25 protein-coding genes are annotated in these 21952 nt (G+C 61.6%); 16 read left to right on the forward strand and 9 right to left on the reverse strand.

The features are described from left to right. The 6 genes from B3C1_RS14290 to B3C1_RS14315 all read left to right on the forward strand — a co-directional run. On the forward strand, positions 1-962 hold a 962-nt coding region (locus B3C1_RS14290), incomplete at its 5' end, for a mechanosensitive ion channel domain-containing protein (RefSeq protein WP_008485685.1). Positions 963-965: 3 nt separating this feature from the next. Next, positions 966-1667 carry a glycerophosphodiester phosphodiesterase gene (locus B3C1_RS14295; protein WP_008485686.1) on the forward strand — a complete coding sequence of 234 codons (702 nt, stop codon included), beginning with the start codon at positions 966-968 and terminating at the stop codon, positions 1665-1667. Between the two features lie 70 nt (positions 1668-1737). Beyond that, positions 1738-2025, forward strand: coding sequence for a hypothetical protein (locus tag B3C1_RS14300; protein WP_008485687.1), 288 nt, complete (start codon positions 1738-1740; stop codon positions 2023-2025). A 55-nt stretch (positions 2026-2080) separates the two neighbouring features. Next, positions 2081-4360 (forward strand): TonB-dependent receptor, encoded by a 2280-nt coding sequence (locus tag B3C1_RS14305; protein WP_008485688.1) that lies wholly within the window; start codon positions 2081-2083, stop codon positions 4358-4360. Between the two features lie 123 nt (positions 4361-4483). Beyond that, a complete protein-coding gene (locus tag B3C1_RS14310) occupies positions 4484-4777 on the forward strand; it encodes a hypothetical protein (RefSeq protein WP_008485689.1) in 294 nt (97 codons plus the stop codon). Between the two features lie 48 nt (positions 4778-4825). After that, complete coding sequence (locus B3C1_RS14315) at positions 4826-7177, forward strand: TonB-dependent receptor (RefSeq protein ID WP_008485690.1); 2352 nt, start codon at positions 4826-4828, stop codon at positions 7175-7177. A gap of 29 nt (positions 7178-7206) precedes the next feature. Here the strand turns inward: B3C1_RS14315 and B3C1_RS14320 are convergent, their stop codons facing one another. Next, entirely contained in the window at positions 7207-7572 is a 366-nt protein-coding gene (locus B3C1_RS14320; protein ID WP_008485691.1) for a DUF805 domain-containing protein, read from the reverse strand. Positions 7573-7758: 186 nt separating this feature from the next. Between B3C1_RS14320 and B3C1_RS14325 the strand changes: the two genes are divergently transcribed. The 4 genes from B3C1_RS14325 to B3C1_RS14340 are packed head-to-tail and all read left to right on the forward strand — an operon-like array spanning position 7759 to position 11004. Next, a complete protein-coding gene (locus tag B3C1_RS14325) occupies positions 7759-8529 on the forward strand; it encodes a heme/hemin ABC transporter substrate-binding protein (RefSeq protein ID WP_008485693.1) in 771 nt (256 codons plus the stop codon). After that, the gene (locus B3C1_RS14330; protein ID WP_008485695.1) at positions 8516-9517 is read left to right on the forward strand and encodes a FecCD family ABC transporter permease; all 1002 of its coding nucleotides are present in this window, start codon (positions 8516-8518) and stop codon (positions 9515-9517) included. Before B3C1_RS14325 ends, B3C1_RS14330 begins: the two co-directional genes overlap by 14 nt. Beyond that, positions 9510-10277 (forward strand): ABC transporter ATP-binding protein, encoded by a 768-nt coding sequence (locus tag B3C1_RS14335; RefSeq protein WP_008485696.1) that lies wholly within the window; start codon positions 9510-9512, stop codon positions 10275-10277. The genes B3C1_RS14330 and B3C1_RS14335 overlap by 8 nt, the downstream gene beginning before the upstream one ends. Before the next feature lies 1 nt (position 10278). Next, on the forward strand, positions 10279-11004 hold the full coding sequence (locus B3C1_RS14340) for a HugZ family pyridoxamine 5'-phosphate oxidase (RefSeq protein WP_008485697.1): 726 nt from the start codon (positions 10279-10281) through the stop codon (positions 11002-11004). A gap of 44 nt (positions 11005-11048) precedes the next feature. Here B3C1_RS14340 and efp read toward each other — a convergent pair whose 3' ends face one another. Further along, positions 11049-11615, reverse strand: coding sequence for an elongation factor P (efp, locus tag B3C1_RS14345; protein WP_008485698.1), 567 nt, complete (start codon positions 11613-11615; stop codon positions 11049-11051). A 35-nt stretch (positions 11616-11650) separates the two neighbouring features. Here efp and epmB point away from each other — a divergent pair, with 35 nt between their 5' ends. After that, complete coding sequence (gene epmB / locus B3C1_RS14350; protein WP_035482304.1) at positions 11651-12670, forward strand: EF-P beta-lysylation protein EpmB; 1020 nt, start codon at positions 11651-11653, stop codon at positions 12668-12670. Next, the gene (locus tag B3C1_RS14355; RefSeq protein ID WP_008485700.1) at positions 12667-12981 is read left to right on the forward strand and encodes a hypothetical protein; all 315 of its coding nucleotides are present in this window, start codon (positions 12667-12669) and stop codon (positions 12979-12981) included. The genes epmB and B3C1_RS14355 overlap by 4 nt, the downstream gene beginning before the upstream one ends. A gap of 22 nt (positions 12982-13003) precedes the next feature. On the opposite strand, the gene B3C1_RS14360 is transcribed toward B3C1_RS14355, so the two are convergent. Continuing rightward, a complete protein-coding gene (locus tag B3C1_RS14360; RefSeq protein ID WP_008485702.1) occupies positions 13004-13465 on the reverse strand; it encodes a VOC family protein in 462 nt (153 codons plus the stop codon). A 65-nt stretch (positions 13466-13530) separates the two neighbouring features. Continuing rightward, positions 13531-14520: an aldo/keto reductase gene (locus B3C1_RS14365; protein ID WP_008485704.1), complete on the reverse strand. Its 990-nt coding sequence runs from the start codon at positions 14518-14520 to the stop codon at positions 13531-13533. Positions 14521-14617: 97 nt separating this feature from the next. On the opposite strand from B3C1_RS14365, the gene B3C1_RS14370 reads away from it, so the two are divergent. From B3C1_RS14370 to B3C1_RS14385, 4 genes are all read left to right on the forward strand, one after another. Then, complete coding sequence (locus B3C1_RS14370; protein ID WP_008485706.1) at positions 14618-15529, forward strand: LysR family transcriptional regulator; 912 nt, start codon at positions 14618-14620, stop codon at positions 15527-15529. A gap of 96 nt (positions 15530-15625) precedes the next feature. Continuing rightward, a complete protein-coding gene (locus B3C1_RS14375; protein ID WP_008485707.1) occupies positions 15626-15973 on the forward strand; it encodes a DUF2750 domain-containing protein in 348 nt (115 codons plus the stop codon). After that, positions 15970-16158 (forward strand): hypothetical protein, encoded by a 189-nt coding sequence (locus B3C1_RS14380; RefSeq protein ID WP_008485708.1) that lies wholly within the window; start codon positions 15970-15972, stop codon positions 16156-16158. The genes B3C1_RS14375 and B3C1_RS14380 overlap by 4 nt, the downstream gene beginning before the upstream one ends. A gap of 159 nt (positions 16159-16317) precedes the next feature. Beyond that, a complete protein-coding gene (locus B3C1_RS14385; protein ID WP_008485709.1) occupies positions 16318-18465 on the forward strand; it encodes a TonB-dependent hemoglobin/transferrin/lactoferrin family receptor in 2148 nt (715 codons plus the stop codon). A 46-nt stretch (positions 18466-18511) separates the two neighbouring features. On the opposite strand, the gene B3C1_RS14390 is transcribed toward B3C1_RS14385, so the two are convergent. The 5 genes from B3C1_RS14390 to B3C1_RS14410 all read right to left on the reverse strand — a co-directional run bounded on the left by B3C1_RS14390 (position 18512) and on the right by B3C1_RS14410 (position 21947). Beyond that, a complete protein-coding gene (locus B3C1_RS14390; RefSeq protein WP_008485710.1) occupies positions 18512-19048 on the reverse strand; it encodes a YaeQ family protein in 537 nt (178 codons plus the stop codon). A gap of 78 nt (positions 19049-19126) precedes the next feature. Beyond that, positions 19127-19426 (reverse strand): hypothetical protein, encoded by a 300-nt coding sequence (locus B3C1_RS14395; RefSeq protein ID WP_156804561.1) that lies wholly within the window; start codon positions 19424-19426, stop codon positions 19127-19129. Further along, positions 19413-19790 (reverse strand): glutaredoxin family protein, encoded by a 378-nt coding sequence (locus B3C1_RS14400; protein ID WP_008485712.1) that lies wholly within the window; start codon positions 19788-19790, stop codon positions 19413-19415. The genes B3C1_RS14395 and B3C1_RS14400 overlap by 14 nt, the downstream gene beginning before the upstream one ends. 185 nt (positions 19791-19975) lie before the next feature. After that, entirely contained in the window at positions 19976-21613 is a 1638-nt protein-coding gene (groL, locus tag B3C1_RS14405; RefSeq protein WP_008485714.1) for a chaperonin GroEL, read from the reverse strand. A 40-nt stretch (positions 21614-21653) separates the two neighbouring features. Further along, on the reverse strand, positions 21654-21947 hold the full coding sequence (locus B3C1_RS14410) for a co-chaperone GroES (RefSeq protein ID WP_008485716.1): 294 nt from the start codon (positions 21945-21947) through the stop codon (positions 21654-21656). Between the last annotated feature and the right edge of the window lie 5 nt (positions 21948-21952).

Below are 21952 nucleotides of genomic sequence, written 5' to 3' on the forward strand. Positions count from 1 at the left end.
CCAGCCAGTCCATCGCCCTGATGCGTACCCTGTTCAAGCTGGTGGCGGTGATAAGCCTTTTGGCGCTCTGGTCATCTATGTACGACTCCCTGAGCTACTTCGAGCACGTCAACCTTTGGCATGTCACCACCACCATAGATGGGGAAGAGCAAGACGTGCCGGTAACCCTGATGGCGCTGATTTGGGCGCTGCTGGCCATCACCCTGACGGTGATCGGCAGCCGCAACCTGCCGGGCCTCTTGGAACTGGCCCTGCTGCAACGGATGCGCCTGACCCCCGGCACCGGCTTTGCCATCACCACAGTGTCTCGCTACCTGGTGATAGTGGTGGGGGTGGTGACCACCTTTGGCCTGCTGGGCATTGAATGGTCCAAGGCCCAGTGGCTGGTGGCGGCCCTGACCGTAGGCCTGGGTTTTGGCCTGCAGGAGATCTTCGCCAACTTCGTATCTGGCCTGATCATCCTCTTTGAAAAGCCCATCCGTATTGGCGACACCGTCACCATCCGCGACCTGTCCGGCACCGTGACCCGCATCAATACCAGGGCCACCACCATAGTGGATTGGGATCACAAGGAGATCATCGTCCCCAACAAGGCCTTTATCACCGAGCAGCTGGTGAACTGGTCCCTGTCGGATCCGGTGACCCGCCTTATCATCCGCATCAGCGTCAACCACGGCGCCGATACCGATCTGGTGCAAAAGCTGATGCTGGAAGCCGCCGGCCATTGCCATATGGTACTGGACCTGCCGGAGCCGTCGGCCTACCTGCTGGGCATAGGGCCTTCTTCCCTGGATTTCGAGCTGCGGGCCTTCGTGGGGGACACCGACAACCGCCTGCGCACCTGCCATGCCCTCTATAGCGACATCCACCGCCGCCTCCAGGCCCAAGGCATCAAGCTGGCCTGGCCCAAGTTGGACGTCAACCTGTTGCAACCGGCGCCGGGCGCCGCACCAAGAGCCTGAATCATGAAGATTTTTGCCCATCGTGGCGCCTCGGGCGAGGCGCCGGAGAACACCCTGGCCGCCTTCGAACTAGCCCTGGCCCAAGGGGCCGAGGCCATAGAGCTGGACCTGCAGCGCTTTGCAGACCGCATCCTGGTGCTCCATGACCGCTGGCTACACCACACCACCAGCGGCCAGGGCCTACTGGCCAACCAGAGCGCCCAGAGTCTGGCCCAGGTGGACGCCGGCGACGGCCAGCCCATTCCCGATCTCTGGCAGGTGCTGGAGATGTGCGCCGGGCGCTGCCAGCTCAACCTCGAACTCAAGGGCCATGATCTGCTGCCGGTGCTGGTACCCATGCTGGACAGGGCCGTGGCCGAACTGGGCTGGCAGCCCGAGGATCTGCTGATCTCCTCTTTTCACCACCGCCAGTTGGCCGCCTTCCAGGCCATGAAACCCCACTGGCCCATAGGCCTGCTGATAAGCCACATCCCCCTGGACTTGCCCTGCATGCTCGGGCCCCTCAAGGTCAGTTCCCTGCACCTGGACTGCGCCTTTGTGGACAAGGCCCTGGTGTTCGAAGCCCAGGCCCTAGGGCTCAAGGTCTATGCCTACACCGCCGACGAGCCCGAAGACCTGCACCGCCTGGCATTGATGGGCATTGACGGCGTCTTTACCAATTACCCGGCCCGCAGCCGCCAATGGCTGCACAGTCACATTACGTAATATTTTGTCACTGGACGGCGCCAGGCTGGCCCGGTAAGGTGACCGACATTGCTAGGCTGTAACATCACAAATGACCCTGCTGCGCCCCCAAAAGAAAACCTGGCTCTGGATACTGTTGGCCTTCTGGCTGACGGCCGCCCAGTGCCTGGCTTTGGTGCACGCCAGCAAGCACAGCCTGGTGCAAGAGCAGGAAAACTGCCTGCTCTGCAACTTTGTCGAACACCACGACATGGGGCCAACGCCCCAGCCCCTGGTGGTGGCCGCGCCCATGGTGGCGCACCCCGACCAGGGCGGCCATTACCAGCGCCCCAACCTGGCCCCCCAAAGCCCCTTCATGGCCCGGGGCCCTCCTGCCTGATCCTTGCTAGAACTTAACAATCCTTTTTTGTTTTGCTGTTCCAAGGATAAGCACCATGAAATTTGCACCCCTTTACCTGGGTCTGGCTGCGGCCGGCCTGGTGACCCCCCTGATGGCCGCCGAACTGACCGGCACCGTTACCGACCTGGCCGGCAAGCCCATCAGCGGCGCCCAAGTAAGCGTCGATGGCGCCAAAGCCAGTACCCGCACCGACGATAACGGCCATTACCGCCTGACAGTGGCGGACAACAGCCACCTGCACCTGCACGCCGGCGCCAACGACTTTGCCCACGGCGAGGCCGATATCAGCGTTGCCACCGGCAGCCAGGTCCAGGACTTTGCCCTGGCCCCGGTCAATGTCGAAAACATCGTAGTAACCGGCACCGCCCTTGGCCGCACCGCCCTGGAAAGCAGCACCCCGGTGACGGTGCTGGCCGAAGACGAATTGCGTAAAGCCACCGCCCCCTCCCTCGGGGACACCCTGGAGCGCCAACCCGGTGTCCAGGCCAGCCATTTCGGCCCTGCCGCCAGCCGCCCCATCATTCGCGGCATGGACGGCCCCCGGGTCAAGGTGCTGGAAAACGGCCTGTCGGTGGGGGACGCCTCCACCGTTTCTGCCGACCATGCGGTGACCAGCGAAGCCAGTACCGCCCGCCAGGTGGAGATCCTGCGCGGCCCCGGCACTCTGCTGTACGGTAACGGCGCCATTGGCGGCGTGGTGAACGTGGTGGACCAGCGCTACAGCGACCAGCCGGTGGACGGCCTGAGCGGGGAACTGGAAGGGCGCTATGGCACCGGTAACGACGAGCGCACCGCCGTTGCCAACCTCAACGGTGGCGACGGCCGCTATAACTGGCATCTGGACGGCACCCGCCGCCGCGCCCATAGCGAGGACATTCCCGGCCATGCGGTAGTAGGCCAGCCCAACCCGTCAGGCAAGCTGGACAACAGCCAGCTGTCTTTGGACGACTTTGCCGCCGGCGCCGGCTACACCGGCGATGACGGCTTTATTGCCGTCTCCGGCAGCCGCACCGAGAGCAACTACGGCATCCCCGGTGACGGCGACAGTGAAGAGCCGGCCATCACCATCGACATGCAAAAAACCGCCTGGCAGCTGCACGGCGGCCTGAACGACCCCTTCGCCGGTTTCTCCAAGCTGCGTTTTGACGGCGGCTACACCCATTACCAGCATGCCGAAGAGGAAGACGGCGTGGCCGGCACCCTCTTTACCAACAAGGAGTCCGAAGGGCGCCTGACCCTGAGCAATAACCCCTGGGGGGAATGGCAGGGGGTCATGGGCCTGCACCTCAATCACCGGGATTTCAGCATCCAGGGGGAAGAAGCCCTGACCCCGGACACCCGCACCGACGCCAACGCCCTGTTCCTGGTGCAGGAACGCACCCTGGGTGACTGGCGCCTGGAACTGGGTGGCCGCCTGGAGCATTACCGCCTCAAGGCCGACGCCATGGTGCTGGAAAGCCTGGCCGGCGACCTGGCCTACCAGCCCAAGGATCTTAGTGACAACAACCTCAGCCTGTCCGCCGGTACCGTCTGGGATTTCAGCCCCGGCTATAACCTGAGCCTGGCCCTGACCCGGGCCGAGCGCAGCGCCACCGCCGAGGAGCTCTACAGCTACGGCCCCCACGACGCTACCCGCAGCTTTGAGCTGGGCTCCCTGTATCTGGCCCAAAGCGGCCAGGTCAGCCCCATCAGCCAGGACCCGGACAAGGAAGTGGCCAACAACCTGGATCTGAGCCTGCGCAAGTTCCAGGGGGACTGGTCTGGCTCGGTCAGCCTCTTCTACAACAAGGTGGACCACTACTTTTACGAGCGTAATACCGGCCTGACCGCCGCCGATCTGGTGGGTGACGGTGAGGAAGGGGACATGCCGGTCTACCAGTACAGCCAGGGGGACGCCACCCTCTATGGCTTCGAGGCCCAGGTCAACGTGCCCATGGGTGACAACTGGTCCCTGGACGCCTTTAGCGACTACACCCGTGGCAAGCTCGACGACGGCGGCAACCTGCCGCGCATCTCGCCGCTGCGCCTGGGGACCACCCTCAACTACGACTGGCAGGACTGGCATGCCGACATCGGCGCCGTCGGTTACAGCAAGCAGGACAAGGTGGCCGAGAACGAAACCAGCACCGGCGGCTACACCCTGGTGGACGCCTCGGTCAGCTACCGCCTCTACACCCAGGGCGGGGATCTGTACCTGTTCTTAAAGGGCAACAACCTCACCGACAAGGAAGCCAGGCCCCACACCTCCTTCCTCAAGGACGTGGCCCCCCTGCCGGGGCGCAACCTGACCTTGGGGCTGCGCTACAGCTTCTAACCCCTCAAGCCGGCCCCAGTGGCCGGCTTCGTTCATCCCACATTTGTTGCGTTATAACATATTCTTCTTTACCCCCAGGGACCGACTGCGTAAGGTAAGCCCCGTTATCATTCCGGGTCCTTGATGGTGCTGCACAAACCCCTTCGTCACAGACTGCTTTGGTGGGTACTGGCCGCGTGGCTGGTGCTGGCCCAGTCATGGGCCCTTGCCCATGTGGACGACGCGGAGCAGCTCGGTGAACAGCACCGCTGTAGCCTCTGCCACCATCACCAGCACCTGGCCAAGGCCCTGGCTTCGACGCCGCCCCAGGTAGCACAGATCAAGCTCTGGTTACCCCAGCCCCAGCCCTATGCTCCCCGCCTCCTGGCGGTGCACAGCCTGGTGCAAAGGGCCAGAGGCCCTCCCCTGTCCTGCTGATTGTCAAAAACGCCTTTTTCTTTTTTGCCGTTTTAGAGGATCGGTAGCATGAGACTTGCTCCCCTTACCCTGGCACTGGCCGCTGCTGGTGCCATCACCCCTGCCTGGGCCGCCGAAGTGTCAGGCCAAATAACTGACCTGACCGGCGCCCCTGTGGCCGGTGTCACCATCGAAGTGACCGGCGCCCAGCTGCGCACCCAAAGCGACGCCCAGGGCCGCTACCGGCTGGCGGTAGCCGACAACCAGCATCTGCACCTGCATGTGGGCGCTCCCGCCTATGTGCATCAGGAGCTGGATCTGGACATCGCCACTGGCCTGCTGGTCCAGGATCTGGTACTGCGCCCCTCCAATATCGAGAACATCACGGTAACCGGCACCGCCCTTGGCCGCTCGGTGCTGGAAAGCGCCACCCCGGTGTCAGTGCTGAGCGACGACAAGCTGCGCCTGGCCACCGCCCCCACCCTGGGTGACACTCTGGCCAAGGAGCCCGGTGTTCAGTCCTCCTACTTTGGCCCCGTGGCCAGTCGCCCGGTGATCCGGGGCATGGACGGCGCCAGGGTCAAGGTGTTGCAAAATGGCCTGTCGGTGTCTGACGCCTCCACCATCTCGGCCGACCACAGCGTCACTGCCGAGGCCAGCACCGCTCAGCAAATCGAGATACTCCGTGGCCCCGGCACCCTGCTGTACGGCAACGGCGCCATTGGCGGCGTGGTCAACGTGGTGGACAACCGCATCGCCCAGCACCCCATAGAGGGCCTGAGCGGCGAAGTGGACGGCCGCTACGGCACCGGCGCCGACGAGCGCACCCTGGCCGCCAGCCTCAACGGCGGTAACGGCCGCCTTGCCCTGCACCTGGACGGCACCCGTCGCCGCACCCATGACGTGGACATTCCCGGTTACGGCGAAAAGGACCAGGACAAGCCCCAGCCCCACGGCACCCTGGCTAACTCCGATATCCGCCAGGATGAAGGCACCGCCGGTATTGCCTATACCGGCGATAGGGGCTTTATCGGGGTGTCGGTAAACCGCCTGGAGTCCAACTACGGCATCGTCGGCCACGAGCACGAGCATGAAGAGGAAGCAGAAGCCGAGCACGAAGAGCACGGCGATGAAGGGGTGCGTATCGATCTGGAAAAGACCAACTACCAGTTGCTGGCTGGCCTGGGCAACCCCCTGCCGGGCTTTAACCGCCTGAGCTTTGCCGCCGCCTACACCGACTACCAGCACCGGGAGCTGGAAGAGGGCCTGGCCGCCACCACCTTTACCAACAAGGAGTCCGAAGGGCGCCTTAGCCTCTACCATGATCCCTTGGGGGAATGGCAGGGAGTCATAGGCCTACACCTTAACCACAGGGACTTTGCCGCCAGCGGCGAAGAAGCCATTACCCCCAGTTCCAAGACCGACTCCCTGGCCGCCTTCGTGGTGGAAGAGCGCCAGTTTGGCAACCTCAACCTGGAACTGGGTGCCAGGGTCGAGCGCTACCAGATAAAGGCTGGCACCCTGGTGCTGGAAGGCCATGACGGCGACCAAGTCTTCACTCCGGCCAAACAACGGGACACCAACCTCAGCCTCTCTGCCGGCAGCGTCTGGGAATTTAGCCCCGGCTACAACCTGGGCCTGGCCCTGACCCATGCCGAGCGCAGCGCCACCGCCGAAGAGCTCTACAGCTATGGCCCGCACCTGGCCACCGGCACCTTCGAAGTGGGCGCCCTCTACCATCTGCACGGTGACCACGGCCACCCCAGCGACGGCAGCCTGGAGCAGGAAAAGGCCAACAACCTGGACCTGACCCTGCGCAAGTTCGAAGGGGACTGGTCCTGGTCACTGAACCTCTTCTACAACGAGGTGGATAACTACTTCTACCAGCGCAACACCGGGGTGGTGGTTGGCGAAGACGAAGAAGAGGAAGCCCATGAAGAGGAAGGTGAACACCATCACCACGGCGAAGGCCTGCCCATTTACCAGTACAGTCAGGGCAATGCCCGCCTCTACGGCTTTGAAGCCCAGGTCAAGGTGCCCATGGGTGAGCTGTGGTCCATCGACGCCTTCAGCGACTACACCCGTGGCAAGCTCAAGGACGGCGGCAACCTGCCGCGTATCTCGCCGCTGCGCCTGGGGCTGACGGTGAACCTAGACTGGCAGGACTGGCATGCCGACCTTGGCGCCGTGCGCTACGGCAAACAGGACAAGGTGGCGGAGTTTGAGAGTGCCAGCGACGGCTACACCCTGGTGGATGCCAGCCTCAGCTACCGCTACTACAGCGGCAATGGCGATCTGTTCTTTTACCTCAAGGGCAACAACCTCACCGACCGGGAGGCCCGCCCCCACACCTCCTTCCTCAAGGACAAGGCGCCCCTGCCGGGACGCAACCTGACCTTGGGGGTACGCTACGCCTTCTAACAAAAAAGCCCCCATTCGGGGGCTTTTTCTTAGGCGGCAGCCGGCGCTGCGTCAATGCCCTTGGGGTTGGGGCCGTAGGCATTGCTGCCTTCCTGGCTGTCCTGCACCAGGAAGTAAATCAGGATGAAGACGCCAACCAGGGGCACCAGGGAGATCAGCTGCCACCAGCCGCTGCGGCCGGTGTCGTGCAGGCGGCGGGTCGCCACGGCGATAGAGGGCACCAGCACCGCCACACAGTAGATCATGCCCAAAAAGGGCAGGCCGATAAGACCGAAAACAAAGCCCAGCACGAAAGCCACAATCATGTTGAACAGGAAGAACATCCAGTATTCCTGGCGGCGGGCACGGCCGTTGAAGTTGGCGTATTGCTTGAGTACTGCGAGGTAATTGTCCATATCGATATCCTTATCTTGGCAGGTTGGGCCGGCGTCCAGTGCCGGAGGACAACACTTTAATCAGGTACCAGTAAAAGATAAATCGGCAATGTCGCAAGTTGGCCGAGGCAATCTCTCACAAGCTGGACGCGGCAATCATTAAATGATAATAATTCGCATTATTGAATTGCCATTTAAGGAACTGCCGTGACACGCCTGCTTGGACTGCTGTTACTCCCAACCCTGGCCTGGGCCCAACCCAAACTGGTTACCACTGGTGCCAGCGTGACCCAGATAGTGCAGGCCCTGGGGGGCGACACCTATATAGTCGGAACCGACTCCACCAGCCCCGGCGAGCACCCCAAGCTGGGTTACTTCCGTCAGTTGGGGGCGGAAGGAGTGCTAAGCCTGGCCCCCACTGAAATTTGGGCGGCCCCCGGCACAGGCCCGGCATCGGTGCTGGCGCAACTGGCCGACAGCGGTATCAGGGTACGCCAACTGCCAGCCGAGCCAGGCCTTGAAGGCCTCTTCAACCATATCCAGACCCTGGGGCAATGGTTGGACAAACCGGACAGGGCAGAGGCTCTGGTGACCCAAATCCAGGCCGGCCTTGCCGCCCTGCCTCCCCTGGCGGGCAAACCCAAGGCACTGTTCCTGCTGGGGGCCGGTGAGCGGGGCCTGACCGCCGCCGGAGCCCAAACCTGGCCCGACACCCTGATGACCCTGGCAGGCATTGACAACCTGGCTGCCAGCCAGAACGGTTATAAGGCGTTCTCCCGGGAAATGCTGCTGGCCGGGGTAGACCTGATACTGGTACCGGAACACCTCAGCTCCGATCCCCAGGCCCTTTGCCAGTCACCGCCTTTGGATATTCTGGGCCCGCGCTGCCATGTCAGGGCCCTGCCGGCAGACCTGGTGATGTCCCAGGGTCCTGCCGTCGTCGAAGCAGTGAAAGCCATACGCCATGCTCTTCCTTAAACGCCGTCGCTGGCCCTGGCTGTTGGCGGCCCTGCTGCTGGCCTGGATAAGCCTGGCCACAGGACCGGCCGGATCCGACCCTTGGCTGCCCTGGCAATACGTCGGCAGCCTTATCGAAGGCACCCAGAGTCCGGCGTTGCTGGCCCTTGAACAGATCCGCCTGCCCAGGTTGCTGCTGGCCGCCCTGGTCGGTGCCGCCCTGGCCGCCAGTGGCGCCGTTTTGCAGGGGCTATGTCGCAACCCCTTGGCCGATCCCGGCCTACTGGGGCTGTCGTCCGGGGCTGCCCTGGCCGCCTTGGCCACTATCGCCTTCCAACTGGACTGGGGCCTGCCCCCCCTGTGGCGCCTACCCTTGGCTGCCTTCGTCGGCGCCCTGGTCACCGGCTATATGGTGATCCGTTTTGCCTACCGCCAGGCAAGGTTGTCCATTACCCACCTGATCCTGGCCGGAGTCGGTATCAACGCCTTGGCCGGGGCCATGATGGGCCTGCTCAGCCATGTGGCCGATGAGTCCAGCCTCAAACTGATGACCTATTGGACCTTGGGCAGTGTGGCTGGCGCCAACTGGGCCCAATTGGCCATTGCCGCCCCGCTGATGGTGTTGGCCCTGGCCCTGCTTTGGCCCTGGCGCCTGGCGTTGACACTCTGGCTGCTGGGTGAACGGGACGCTCAAAGCCTGGGGGTTGAGGTCGGAAAGATGCAACAAAGGCTGTTGCTGCTGGTCTCGTTACTGGTGGCTATCGCCACCGCCTTTACCGGCGTGATCGGCTTCGTCGGCCTGGTGGTGCCTCATCTTTGCCGGCTGCTACTGGGGGGTGACTTTCGACAACTGTTGCCGGCCAGCCTGGTAGGAGGTGCCCTGCTGATGATGCTGTCAGACTGGTTGGCCCGCACCAGCGTGGCCCCCCAGGAGCTGCCGGTGGGCATAGTCACGGCCCTGATGGGGACCCCTTTGTTCTTGGCCCTGCTAAGGAGGCAGCATGCTTGAGGTCAACAACCTAGGCTACCGTTTGAAAAACGGCGCCAGCCTGCTCGAAGGCATCCACTTCCAGGCGGGCCCCGGTGAGTTGATCGCACTGCTGGGGGAGAACGGCGCCGGCAAGTCCACCCTGCTGCAGCAACTGGCCGACGGCCAGCAGCAGGCCGTGCGCTTTGACGGTAAACCTCTGGCCTCCTGGTCCCTAGCCGAACTGGCCAGGCGGCGCGCCTTCCTTGGGCAGCATCCGGCCAACCCCGCCGCCATGACCGGGGCCGAACTGGTTGCCCTGGGCAGAGCCCCATTCCATGAAACGGCTGCGGCCACCCAAGCCGCCTGCAATTTGAGCCTTGAAGCCTGCCAGGCACTGGACCTGGCCAATCGCCCTTTAACCGCCCTGTCCGGTGGCCAGCGGGCCAGGCTGCACCTGGCCAGGGTGTTGTGCCAGCTGCAAGCTGTGACCAGGCCCTTGCTGCTGCTGGACGAACCCACCGCCGCCTTGGACCTGGCCGCCCAACATCAGCTGCTGGCCCAGGTCAGCGCCCTGGTGGCCAGGGGCGCATTGGTGATCTGGGTGGTGCACGACCTTAACCTGGCGTGCCAATACGCCAGCCGGCTATTACTGCTCAAGGGGGGCCTCCTGCTGGCCGACCTGGCCCCCAACGAACTCAGCCCTTCCCTGGCCAGTCGCCTTTATAATCATCCCATGCACTGCCACCGTCTGGGCACGCCCCCATACGCCTTCTGGCAGGCTCAACTTGGAGTTCCTTAACATGCGTAACAGCGCTGTACATCAAGCCCGGCAGCTTCTGCTCAAGATCCAATCCGGAGTGCTGGCCACCCATTCCAAGGCCCTGCCTGGCTATCCCTTTGGCTCTGTCACCCCCTTCTGCCTGGACATTGACGGCAGCCTGCTGCTCTTTATTTCGGACATCGCCCAACACAGCCGCAATCTGGCCATGGACCCCAAATGTTCAGTCACCGTCTTCGAGCAGAGCTTGGAGACCGACCAGAATACCCAGGGCCGGGTGACGGTACTGGGAGATGCCAGCAAATTGGCCGAAGGTGAAGACCAAGCCGCCTTTGCTCGCTACGCCAGCCAATTCCCAGAAGCCTTAGGCTATCGCCAGGCCCACGACTTTGCGGTGTGGCGCTTGGTGCCCAAACGCATCCGCTTTATCGGCGGCTTTGGCAAGATTTTCTGGTTGGAAGTGGCCGAATGGCAGGCTGCCACCGGCGCCTGGGACCAGGAAGGAGAAGCGGGGATGATCCGGCACATGCACCAGGACCACCAGGATGCCATCAGCAATATGGGCCGCTACTTCTTTGGCAAGGAAGGAGGCGGCGAGCTGCTGGCCATACACCCTGAAGGCTGCCTGCTGCGCCTCAGCGGCGAAGAACGGGCCAGGCTGTTGGCCTTTGACCCGCCAGCCATGGACCCCATGGCGGTACGAAAAGCGTTGGTGGCCTTGGCCCATAAAAGCAGGGCCGCCGCCTAAGCATAAAAAAAGCCGGCATAAGCCGGCTTTTTCTTTTCGGTCAATTACTTGACGCGGGAAACGTATTCGCCGGAGCGGGTATCGACCTTGACCACTTCGCCGATCTGTACGAACAGCGGAACCTTGACCACGGCGCCGGTGGTCAGGGTAGCGGGCTTGCCACCGGTACCGGCGGTGTCACCTTTGAGGCCCGGATCGGTCTCGGTGATTGCCAGCTCAACGAAGTTGGGCGGGGTCACGGCGATGGGGGCACCGTTCCACAGGGTCAGGGTGCAGACGTTCTGCTCCACCAGCCACTTGGCGTTGTCGCCTACGGCTTTGGCGTCAGCGGCCAGCTGCTCGAAGGTCTCGTTGTTCATGAAGTGGTAGAACTCGCCGTCGTTGTAGAGGTAGGCCAGTTCCATGTCCATGACGTCGGCGCCTTCAACGGTCTCGCCGGACTTGAAGGTTTTTTCCAGAGTCTTGCCGGAAATCAACTTCTTGATGCGCACGCGGTTAAAGGCCTGGCCTTTACCGGGTTTGACCAGCTCGTTCTCGATGATGTTGCAGGGCTCACCGTCCTGCATGATTTTGAGACCGGCCTTGAATTCGTTGGTACTATAGGACGCCATTTTTGCCTCTTGTACAATCTGTTGTCGCGAACATAATGCCGCAAATAATAACCGCAAAAGCCCCAATGTGGGAGCTTTGCTGGCGTGATGAGCTCAAAGCCGCCATTTCCGACCCTTTGACCCTGGCAAGGATGCTGGATCTGGACGCCGAGCCATTGGCGCCGGGCTTTGCTGCGCGCCGCCTTTTTGCCCTGCGCGTACCCCGGCCATTCGTGGCCCTGATGGAAAAAGGCAACGGTAACGATCCGCTGCTGCGCCAGGTGCTGACCGACGCTGCCGAATTTGTCGAAAGCCCCGGGTTTTCCACCGATCCCCTGGACGAGCAGGACGCGGCCGTGCCCGGTTTGCTGCATAAATACCGGAGCCGGGTGCTCTTTATCCTCAAAGGTGGCTGCGCCGTCAACTGCCGTTATTGCTTTCGCCGCCATTTCCCCTATGCCGACAACCCCGGCAGCAAGGCCAGCTGGCAGGCGGCCCTGGACTACATTGCCAATCGCCCCGAAATCGAAGAGGTGATCCTCTCCGGCGGCGATCCGCTGATGGCCAAGGACGAGGAACTGGCCTGGCTGATTGAGCGGCTCAACGGTATCAAGCATCTGAAACTGCTGCGTATCCACAGCCGGCTGCCGGTGGTGATCCCCAGCCGTATCGACCAGTCCTTCCTCGACACCCTGGCCCAAAGCGCCCTGCCGGTGACTCTGGTGCTGCACATCAACCACCCGGCAGAAGTGGGGCAGGATCTGGCTAAGGCCACCGCCGCCCTGCGCGCCGCCAATGTCACCCTGCTTAACCAAAGCGTGCTGCTGGCCGGCATCAACGACGACGCCGAGGTGCTGGTTGCCCTGTCACACCGGCTCTTTGCCGCCGGTATCCTGCCCTATTACCTGCATGTGCTGGACAAGGTGCAAGGGGCCGCCCACTTCCTGGTGGACGATGAGCGCGCCCGCGTTATCATGCGCCAGCTCAACGCCCGCCTGTCCGGCTACCTGGTGCCACGCCTGGCCCGGGAAGAAGCCGGCAAGCCCGGCAAGACCCTGATGGATTTGAACCTATGAACGACACCCAACGCCAAACCGTGCTGGCGCACCTGCGCGACAGCCTCAAAGCCGCCTACCAGCAAGCCCTGGACGCCGACACCCGCCTCGACGCCCTGGCCAGCGAAAACCTGGCCCAGTTCGAGTCGGTACTGAAAACCGGCAGTGGCTTTACTGTCGAGGCGGTGCGATTCAAGCCCTATGTGGAAGAGCTGGGCCAGGACTTGGTAGCCCTGGAGGCAAGCGAAGCCTTCGCCGCCGACCTCGAGCCGTTGGCCCGCAAGCTGGCGCTGCTGCTGCAAACCCTGGCCCGCTTCAAGGCCACTGCATAAAAAAGGGCCCAAGGGCCCTTTTTTATTTGAACATGGCGGCCATACGGTCAGACAGCTCCTGTAAGCCCACATCCTCCACATGGGTACCCAGGGTCCATTGATGGCCGTAGGGGTCTTTCAAGGTACCGGCGCGGTCACCGTAAAACTGGTTTTGCACAGGCATCAGTTGGCTGGCACCGGCTTCTAGGGCCCGGGCAAAAGCGCTATCCACATTAGGTACATAGAACATCAGCGACAGGGGCGTGCCCCCCAGGGTGGCGGGACTGATACTGTTCCAGTCGGGGTTCTCTTCACTCAGCATCAGGTGGCTGTCGCCAAACTTGAGTTCGGCATGGGCGACCTGCTGGGTGCCGGGAATGTCCAGGCGCATCACCAGCTCGGCGCCGAAGGCGCGCTGGTAAAAATCGATGGCACCGGCGGCGTCGCTGACGACCAGGTAGGGGGTCAGGCTGTGGTAGCCCTCGGGTATGGCGTTGACGGACATGGGCTGCTCCTTGCGGTGATTGGCCCATGGAGTATAGAAGGGCAGGCGTTACCTGCCCTTGCCACTTATTGCGGCAACAGCTCCATCACTTCGCTGCTGTACCGGCTGCCGGCGACAGCGCCTGTCGGAAACACCGCCTCAATTTCAGCCAGCTCCCCGGGGCTCAGGTTAACCGACAGAGCCCCCAGGTTGTCTTGCAGGTAACGGCGGCGCTTGGTGCCAAAAAGAGGCACCAGGTGCTCGCCCTTGGCCAACAACCAGGCCAGGGCCAACTGGCTGGGGCTGACCCCTTTATGATCGGCCAGGGCCTTAACCGCATCCACCAACGCCAGGTTCTTCTGGAAGTTCTCCCCCATAAAGCGGGGATTGGAGCGGCGAAAATCACCGGGTTCAAAATCCTCTACCGAGCGAATGGCGCCGCTCAGAAAACCGCGCCCCAGGGGGCTGTAGGCCACAAAACCCACCCCTAATTCGCTGCAGCAATCCAGCACCTGGCGCTCGGGGTCGCGGGTCCATAGAGAGTACTCGCTTTGCACGGCGCTGATGGGGTGTTCCTTGTGTGCCCGTTGCAAGGTGGCGGCGTCCACTTCGCTCAGCCCCAGGTAACGGACCTTGCCCTCCTTGACCAGTTCGGCCATGGCCCCCACGGTTTCCTCCACCGGTACCGCCGGATCCATTCGGTGCTGGTAGTAAAGGTCGATGTGGTCGGTACCCAGTCGCTTGAGGCTGCCTTCGACAGAACTGCGCACATAGTCAGGGCGGCCGTTTACCCCCCGCTTGCCGGGATCGGTCGGGTCCCGCACTATGCCGAACTTGCTGGCCAGGAAAACCTGCTGACGCCGCCCTTTAAGGGCCTGGCCCACCAGGGTTTCGTTGCTGTAAGGACCGTAAATGTCGGCGGTATCCCAAAAGTTGAGCCCCTGTTCCAGAGCCAGATCCAAGGTGGCTAAAGACTCGCGGTCATCGCCATTACCATAGAACTCGCTCATACCCATGCAGCCCAAGGCCAGGGCCGATACCAAAGGCCCATTGGCCCCCAATTGACGTTGTTTCATTGCAACCTCCTTGCGTCAGGTGCCTAGCATGGCCCTGTTGACGATTGGGATAAACACCGGCATAAGGGTTTTACTGTTTGTAAATCACGAACAATCTATGGACCGCTTTCGAACCCTTGGCATCTTCCTTCGGGTCTGTGAGGCCCGCAGCTTCACCCAGGCTGCCAGCAGCCTCAACCTGCCCCGCTCCACCGTCACCCAGGCGGTGCAGCGCCTGGAAGCCCAACTAAAGACCCAACTGCTGGTGCGCACCACCCGCCAGGTTAGCCTGACCCCGGAAGGGGAAACCTTTGTCGACAAGGCTCGGCAATTGCTGGCGGATTGGGACGAGCTGGAAGGCTTGTTCCTGCCGAACAAGGCCCCAAGCGGCGTACTGCGCATCAACCTGCCCACCCGCCTGGCGCGGCTGGTGGTGATCCCGCATCTGGCCGACTTTCACCAACGCTACCCCAAGATCGCCCTGCAACTGACCATAGCCGACCAGCCCATAGACCCGGTAAAAGAAGGGGTGGACGCGGTGCTGCGGGCCGGCCCCTTAAAAGACAGTAACCTGCGGGCCCGCAACCTGGGCCAGATGCCCCAGGCCACCCTGGCCAGCCCAGGTTATCTGGCCCGCTTCGGCACTCCGTTGGACCTCGACCAACTGGCCGGGCACCGCATGGTGGCCTATGCCCTGCCTTCAAGTGGCCGTATCGAGCCTCTGGATTTCACCCTGGCCGGCCAATGCCAGACCCGCATGCTGCCTTTTGACTTGAGCACCAACGGCGCCGACGCCTATGTGGCCGCCGGCCTGGCCGGGTTCGGCCTTATCCAGGGGCCGCGCTATGACCTTGAAGAGCAGGTGGCCAAGGGGCTACTGGTGGAGGTGCTGCCAAAGACCCCGCCACCGCCCATGGCCCTGGCCCTGCTCTACCCTGCCAACCGCCACCCCAGTCAGCGCCTGCGCTGTTTCAGTGACTGGCTGGCCCGCTTGGTGGCAGAACTCGGCATAACCGAAAGCGGGGTGTGACAGAGGGCCCACCCTTAACAGGCGGCGAAAAATAATCGCGCAACACCCTGCTTTTAAGGCGATAATGTCGCCGTCCCCTCTTTAAGGATCCCCCCCATGACCCAATGGCAAAAAAGTTACGACACCTTCCTTGAGACCATCCAGCAGACCGGCGAACTGTGGAGCCTGAGCTGTGAAGAAGGCTGGGTTGTTTGTGATTCGGCCGAGTTCGAAGACGCCGAGGTCATGCCGTTTTGGTCCAACAAGGCGGACGCCCAGCGCCACTGTGTCGACCAGTGGGCCGACTACCAAGCCGAGCGCATCAGCCTGTCCGACTTCGTGGGCCTGTGGCTGCCCAACCTGGCCGAGGACGACATCCTGGTCGGTCCCGACTGGAACGAAGAACTCGAGGGCCTGGAACTGGAACCCGGCGACATCGCCGAATCCCTGATGGGGGAACAATGAACGTCAACAGCGTACAAGTCAGCGGCGAATACGAGGCACTAGCGGCCCGTTTCGGCAACGAGCAAATTCGCCGTGAAGGGGCCATGGCCCTGGACCTGATTGAAAGCGCCGCCCAGGTTCAAACGATGCAGGCACCACCGGCCCCCAGTGGCGCCATGGGTGCGCACATCGACCTTGAGGTCTAAAAAAAGCCCCGCCTAAGCGGGGTTTTTTAATGGCTGCACCTGGCGCCACAGACAAGGCGCCTGACTTTATTAGCAAGAAACAAATGCAATTGATATTGATTATCATTTGTAAAATGGTAGTCTCCCTTGGCACTTTGCTGAACAAGGGAATCACACGCCATGAAATCGCCTGCCCACTGGACCCTGCTGGCTCTGAGCTGCGCCGTCAGCCAGGCCCTGGCCAATGATCAAAACCTTACCCAGGCACCGGATGACAGCCTGGAACGGATCACAGTACAGGGCCAAAGAAGCCCGGCCATCCACCCCGACGCCAGCAGCGTCGTTATCGATGAGCAGCAGATCCGCCGTAACCTCAGCACCGATCTGAGCGACGTGCTGCGCTACGAACCCGGTGTGACTGTCACCCGTGATGAGCGTTTTGGTATTGGCAGCATCAACATCAGGGGTATGGACGGCGACAGGGTCAAGATCCTGGTTGACGGTGTCGAACTGGCGGACAGCTATGGCCCCACCACCACCTACCTGCAGTCGGGGCGTAATACGGTGGATCTTGATGCCCTGCAACGGATGACCATCATCAAAGGCGGCAATGTCAGCGCCGGCTCGGGAGCTTTGGGGGGCGTGGTGCAGTTTCGCACCAAGGAAGCCGCCGACTACCTCAAGGCCCAGGGGGATGACAGCCAACTGCTGCTCCAAGCCAGTTATCGCAGCGATTCTGAGCGCTTTAGCGAAACCGCCACCCTGGCCAACCGCATCGGAGACCTGGAATCCTTGCTGGTCTACAGCCGCCGCGACGGCAAGGAGACCGACAACCACGGTGGCGGCAGCGACGACAGGGGCCCCGGGCGCGGCGCCGTCAACCCGGCCGACACCCAATCCGACAACCTGCTCGGTAAACTGGTCTGGCAGTTGGGCGCAGACAACCGGCTGGGGCTGGTTGCCGAGCACTTTAAAGGCCGCTCCAAGATTGATCTTTATTCGGAGAGCACGGCCGAAGCCCTGCATCGCTCTGACGACGACATCCAGCGTACCCGTGTTGGCCTCTTCCAGGATCTAGCCGCAGAACAGCTGTTTTTTGACCAGCTCCACTGGCAGCTGGACTTCCAGAAAACCCGCACCGAGAACGGTACCCTGGTCGACAGTGCCAGCAGTCATCGTTTTGTGAACCGTTTCTACGACCAGCGGGGCTACCAGGGCCGGGCCGATCTGGCCAAGCAACTGGACAACCACCGACTGCGTTACGGTGCCAGCTACCAGCGCCAGGAATACGAAAACCTCAATCGCAATACGGTAGATGGCCAAACCGATAGCAGCCGCTTCTCCCCCAAGGCGGACGGGGATATTGTCGGCCTCTATATGGAAGACCACTGGCAGCTGAGCGAGGACTTTGCGCTGCTGCCGGCCCTGCGCTACGACCACTACCATTACCAGACTCAGGCCGACCAATATGTGGCCGACTGGGGCGACAGTAAGAACAGTAAACTGACCGGCCAGTTGGGTTTCGAGTGGCAACTGGCGAGCGGCCTTGGCCTCTTTGGCCGTTACGGCAGCGGCTTTCGTGCCCCCACCATCAACAACCTCTATTACTACTACGAAAACAACGTCAGCTTCGGTGGTAACCAGTTTTCCTACATCATCAGGCCCAACCCGGATCTCAAACCGGAGCAAAGCACCTTTGCCGAGCTGGGCCTACGCCTGAGCGGCACCCAGGGCCAGGCCGAGCTGGCCTTCTTTGACAACCATTACCGCAACTTTATCGAAAGCCAGGTACCCCTAGGAGCCAGCCCCGAATACAGCCTGGGGGAGTTCACCGCCATGAACCTGGACAAGGTCCGCATCAAGGGTTTCGAGTTCAAAGGCGCCCTGGATTTGGCGGCATTCTGGGGCAGCACCTTGGACGGCCTGGCCCTTAAGGGCGCCGTGGCTTACGCCGAAGGCGAAAACACCGGCGATGACGAGCCATTGGATTCTATCTCGCCCTTGCAGCTATTCAGCGGCCTGGACTACGACGCGCCAACCGGCCAGTGGGGCGCCAGCCTCAACCTGACTTGGACTGCGCGCAAAAAACGCAGCGACATCAGCACCGCCAACCAATGGCTGGCTACGTCCAGTTTCACCACTGTAGACATGACCGCCTACTATCAGCCTCTGGAAAGGCTGCGGTTGTCGGCTGGCCTCTACAATCTGTTCGACAAACAGTATTGGGTCTGGAGTGAAGTACGTACCCTCAGTACCCAGAGCCAGAATCTGGAGCGATACAGCCAGCCGGGGCGCAACTTTGGCCTGGGCTTGCAATACCGCTTCTAAAAACGCTAAAGCCCCGCCTAAGCGGGGCTTTTTCATGGCCGGCGTCTTAAAGCCAGCGGTCGATACGAAACTCTTCCGAGCGCTCACCGTCGGTCAGCAACCAGCTGCCTTCCATCAAGGTGGCGCTCAGGCTCATGTTCTTCTGGGCAAAGGCCGCCAGGGCCGGCAACTGCTCAAAGCCGAGGTTAAAGACCTCCAGGCGCCTTAGGGCCTTGATCTCATCGCCAAATTGCTTCCACCATTGCTCGGCGCCCCGGGCGCCGTAGGAATAGACCAGCACCTTCTCGGCCCGGGACAGGCCCTGCTTGATGCGCTTGACTGTGGGTTCCCCCAGCTCTATCCACAACAGGATACGGCCGTCCGGGGCCTTGAGCCACAGATCCGGTTCGTCGTCGGTGCTGATGCCTTTGGTAAAGGCCAGGTCCGCATCGGCATTGGCGATAAAGGCCAGCAGCCGCACCATCAGGCGGGTCTCGGTTTCCGAAGGGTGGCATGCCAGGGTCAGCGGGTGTTCGGCGTAGTAATGCCGTTCCAGATCGCTGATGTTCAATTGCGCCTTGTAGATGGTTGCACCCAGTGCCACTGCCCTTTCCTCATTTACCTGCCTTGTTGGCAGCGCAGTGTCCGCTAAAGGCTGGCCCCTGTCCAGAAGGAGCTTGGCTCAGGGGCGGTCGGGAAAGGAAAGCAGGTGGCTAAGGCCTGGGTCACTGCCACCACCCACTTCGGCATCGCAGTAGCCTTCGGTGACCAGGGTGGCTTTCCTGATGCCCAGGTCCCAGAGCCAACGGCAAGCTTGGGAGGCAGACACAAAACGCAGCGGCGCGCTGCCGCCTTGGGTGATCCATAAGATCTTTTCGCCCAGGCGCAGCCGCAGCTGGTAGATGATGGTTTCGGTGGCGACCACTTCCACCGGCGGCTTGAAGCCGTTGGCCAGCATCGCTTTAAATTCAGAGATCGTCATTGTCGGTCATCCCCGCCCAAAATCCCTTGGCCTTGGCTTGATGCCAGGCCTCTTTGGTACGGTCAGGGGCAAAGCCCCGGATCACCTGATCCCCTATCACCAGGATCGGCAGGTTACCCCGGCCGTAACGCTGCTCGACCTGAGAGGCCTCGAGGGCATAGTCCAGGTTTACCCTGTCCACCGGTATCTCGAGTTCCTCAAGCAGACTGTCGGTGCGCAGGCAGGCCGGACACCAGTCGTTGGTATAGAGTTTGGCCTTAGCCCCCTCGAAGGGCCACAGCTGGTGGCTTTGGGCCATGTCTTTAAGGCTGTCACCGTGCTGAAAAACCAAGATCAGCAGCAGCAGCCAGAGCCAAGGTCGCATCGTCCTCTTCCATGAACTTTGGTTAAATCATGCGCAATTGAAGCAGGTTCGACTAAACCTTGGCTTAACCGAAAAAAACTCAGGCGTTACAGGCTTAATGGATAAAAGCAATGCCTGCCCCGGCACCATGCGACCAATAAAAAACCCCGCCGAAGCGGGGTTTTTCAAGGCTCAGTGAGCGGGCATTACATCATGCCGCCCATGCCACCCATGCCGCCCATATCGGGGGCTGCCGGGGCATCTTTCTTCGGCAGTTCGGTGACCATGGCTTCGGTGGTGATCATCAGACCGGCCACGGAAGAGGCGAACTGCAGAGCAGAGCGGGTGACCTTGGTGGGATCCAGGATACCCATTTCCAGCATGTCGCCGTAGGTGTCGTTACCGGCGTTGTAGCCGAAGTTGGCGCTGCCGTCTTTGACCTTGGCGGCGATAACGGAGGCTTCACCACCGGCGTTGGCGACGATCTGGCGCAGCGGGGCTTCCATGGCGCGCAGGGCGATCTTGATGCCGTGGTTCTGGTCTTCGTTGTCACCGGTCAGTTCGGTGATCTTGGAGGCAACGCGCACCAGGGCTACGCCGCCGCCAGGTACCACGCCTTCTTCCACTGCGGCGCGGGTGGCGTGCAGGGCGTCTTCAACGCGGGCTTTCTTCTCTTTCATTTCCACTTCGGTCGCGGCGCCGACTTTGATAACGGCAACACCGCCGGCCAGCTTGGCCACGCGCTCTTGCAGTTTTTCTTTGTCGTAGTCGGAAGTGGACTCTTCGATTTGGGCGCGGATCTGCTTGACGCGAGCCTCGATGGCGGCGGCTTCACCGATACCGTCGATGATGGTGGTCTCGTCTTTGGTGATCACCACGCGCTTGGCTTGACCCAGTTCTTCCAGGCCGGCCTTTTCCAGTTCCATGCCGATCTCTTCGGAGATCACGGTACCGCCGGTGAGGATGGCGATATCTTGCAGCATGGCCTTACGGCGGTCGCCAAAGCCAGGAGCTTTAACGGCAGCAACCTTGACGATACCGCGCATGGTGTTCACCACCAGGGTGGCCAGGGCTTCGCCTTCCACGTCTTCGGCGATCACCAGCAGGGGTTTGCCGGACTTGGCAACGCCTTCGAGCACGGGCAGCATTTCACGGATGTTGGAGACTTTCTTGTCCACCAGCAGGATGAAGGGGCTGTCCAGCTCAACAGAGCCGTTGTCGGGGTTGTTGATGAAGTAGGGAGACAGGTAGCCACGGTCGAACTGCATACCTTCAACCACGTCCAGCTCGTCTTGCAGGCCTTGGCCTTCTTCAACGGTGATAACACCTTCCTTGCCCACTTTGTCCATGGCTTCGGCCAGGATGTTGCCGATGGTTTCATCGGAGTTGGCAGAGATGGTACCGACCTGGGCGATGGCTTTGGAGTCGGCGCAGGGCACGGACAGGGCCTTGAGCTCTTCCACGGCCTTGATCACGGCCTTGTCGATGCCGCGTTTAAGATCCATGGGGTTCATGCCGGCGGCAACGGCCTTGAGGCCTTCGTTAACGATGGACTGGGCCAGTACGGTGGCGGTGGTGGTACCGTCACCGGCTTCGTCGTTGGCCTTGGAAGCCACTTCCTTGACCATCTGGGCGCCCATGTTTTCGAACTTGTCTTCCAGTTCGATTTCCTTGGCAACGGAGACACCGTCTTTGGTGATCAGCGGCGCGCCGAAGGATTTGTCCAGCACCACGTTACGGCCTTTGGGGCCCAGGGTGACTTTGACGGCGTCGGCCAGGATGTTCACACCCTTGAGCATTTTGACGCGGGCGTCGTTACCGAATTTGACTTCTTTTGCAGCCATTTTCTAAATTCCTCTCAAAAACGAGTTGAAACGGGGGAGATTAACCTTCGACGATCGCCAGGATGTCGGTTTCGCTCATGATCAGCACTTCTTGGCCGTCGAGCTTCTCGGTCTTCACGCCGTAACCGTCGTTGAAAATCACCTTGTCACCGACTTTCACATCCAGGGGTTTAACCTCGCCGCTGTCCAGGACGCGGCCTTGGCCTACGGCCAGTACTTCCCCACGGGTGGATTTCTCAGCGGCAGAGCCGGTCAGCACTATGCCGCCAGCGGATTTGGCTTCAACTTCGATGCGCTTGACGATGACGCGGTCATGCAACGGACGCAGTTTCATCTGAA

The organism is Gallaecimonas xiamenensis 3-C-1, assembly GCF_000299915.1.
In the GTDB taxonomy this organism is placed as follows: domain Bacteria; phylum Pseudomonadota; class Gammaproteobacteria; order Enterobacterales; family Gallaecimonadaceae; genus Gallaecimonas; species Gallaecimonas xiamenensis.

Coding starts and splice junctions, on each gene's coding strand:
- B3C1_RS14300 (WP_008485687.1), top strand. CDS start 1,738: ATGACCCTGCTGCGCCCCCAAAAGAAAACCTGGCTCTGGATACTGTTG.
- B3C1_RS14315 (WP_008485690.1), top strand. CDS start 4,826: ATGAGACTTGCTCCCCTTACCCTGGCACTGGCCGCTGCTGGTGCCATC.
- B3C1_RS14410 (WP_008485716.1), bottom strand. CDS start 21,947: ATGAAACTGCGTCCGTTGCATGACCGCGTCATCGTCAAGCGCATCGAA.
- B3C1_RS14330 (WP_008485695.1), top strand. CDS start 8,516: ATGCTCTTCCTTAAACGCCGTCGCTGGCCCTGGCTGTTGGCGGCCCTG.
- epmB (WP_035482304.1), top strand. CDS start 11,651: ATGCCGCAAATAATAACCGCAAAAGCCCCAATGTGGGAGCTTTGCTGG.
- B3C1_RS14385 (WP_008485709.1), top strand. CDS start 16,318: ATGAAATCGCCTGCCCACTGGACCCTGCTGGCTCTGAGCTGCGCCGTC.
- B3C1_RS14320 (WP_008485691.1), bottom strand. CDS start 7,572: ATGGACAATTACCTCGCAGTACTCAAGCAATACGCCAACTTCAACGGC.
- B3C1_RS14355 (WP_008485700.1), top strand. CDS start 12,667: ATGAACGACACCCAACGCCAAACCGTGCTGGCGCACCTGCGCGACAGC.
- B3C1_RS14305 (WP_008485688.1), top strand. CDS start 2,081: ATGAAATTTGCACCCCTTTACCTGGGTCTGGCTGCGGCCGGCCTGGTG.
- B3C1_RS14335 (WP_008485696.1), top strand. CDS start 9,510: ATGCTTGAGGTCAACAACCTAGGCTACCGTTTGAAAAACGGCGCCAGC.
- B3C1_RS14370 (WP_008485706.1), top strand. CDS start 14,618: ATGGACCGCTTTCGAACCCTTGGCATCTTCCTTCGGGTCTGTGAGGCC.
- B3C1_RS14395 (WP_156804561.1), bottom strand. CDS start 19,426: ATGACGATCTCTGAATTTAAAGCGATGCTGGCCAACGGCTTCAAGCCG.
- B3C1_RS14295 (WP_008485686.1), top strand. CDS start 966: ATGAAGATTTTTGCCCATCGTGGCGCCTCGGGCGAGGCGCCGGAGAAC.
- B3C1_RS14380 (WP_008485708.1), top strand. CDS start 15,970: ATGAACGTCAACAGCGTACAAGTCAGCGGCGAATACGAGGCACTAGCG.
- B3C1_RS14340 (WP_008485697.1), top strand. CDS start 10,279: ATGCGTAACAGCGCTGTACATCAAGCCCGGCAGCTTCTGCTCAAGATC.
- groL (WP_008485714.1), bottom strand. CDS start 21,613: ATGGCTGCAAAAGAAGTCAAATTCGGTAACGACGCCCGCGTCAAAATG.
- B3C1_RS14365 (WP_008485704.1), bottom strand. CDS start 14,520: ATGAAACAACGTCAATTGGGGGCCAATGGGCCTTTGGTATCGGCCCTG.
- B3C1_RS14310 (WP_008485689.1), top strand. CDS start 4,484: ATGGTGCTGCACAAACCCCTTCGTCACAGACTGCTTTGGTGGGTACTG.
- B3C1_RS14400 (WP_008485712.1), bottom strand. CDS start 19,790: ATGCGACCTTGGCTCTGGCTGCTGCTGCTGATCTTGGTTTTTCAGCAC.
- efp (WP_008485698.1), bottom strand. CDS start 11,615: ATGGCGTCCTATAGTACCAACGAATTCAAGGCCGGTCTCAAAATCATG.
- B3C1_RS14375 (WP_008485707.1), top strand. CDS start 15,626: ATGACCCAATGGCAAAAAAGTTACGACACCTTCCTTGAGACCATCCAG.
- B3C1_RS14360 (WP_008485702.1), bottom strand. CDS start 13,465: ATGTCCGTCAACGCCATACCCGAGGGCTACCACAGCCTGACCCCCTAC.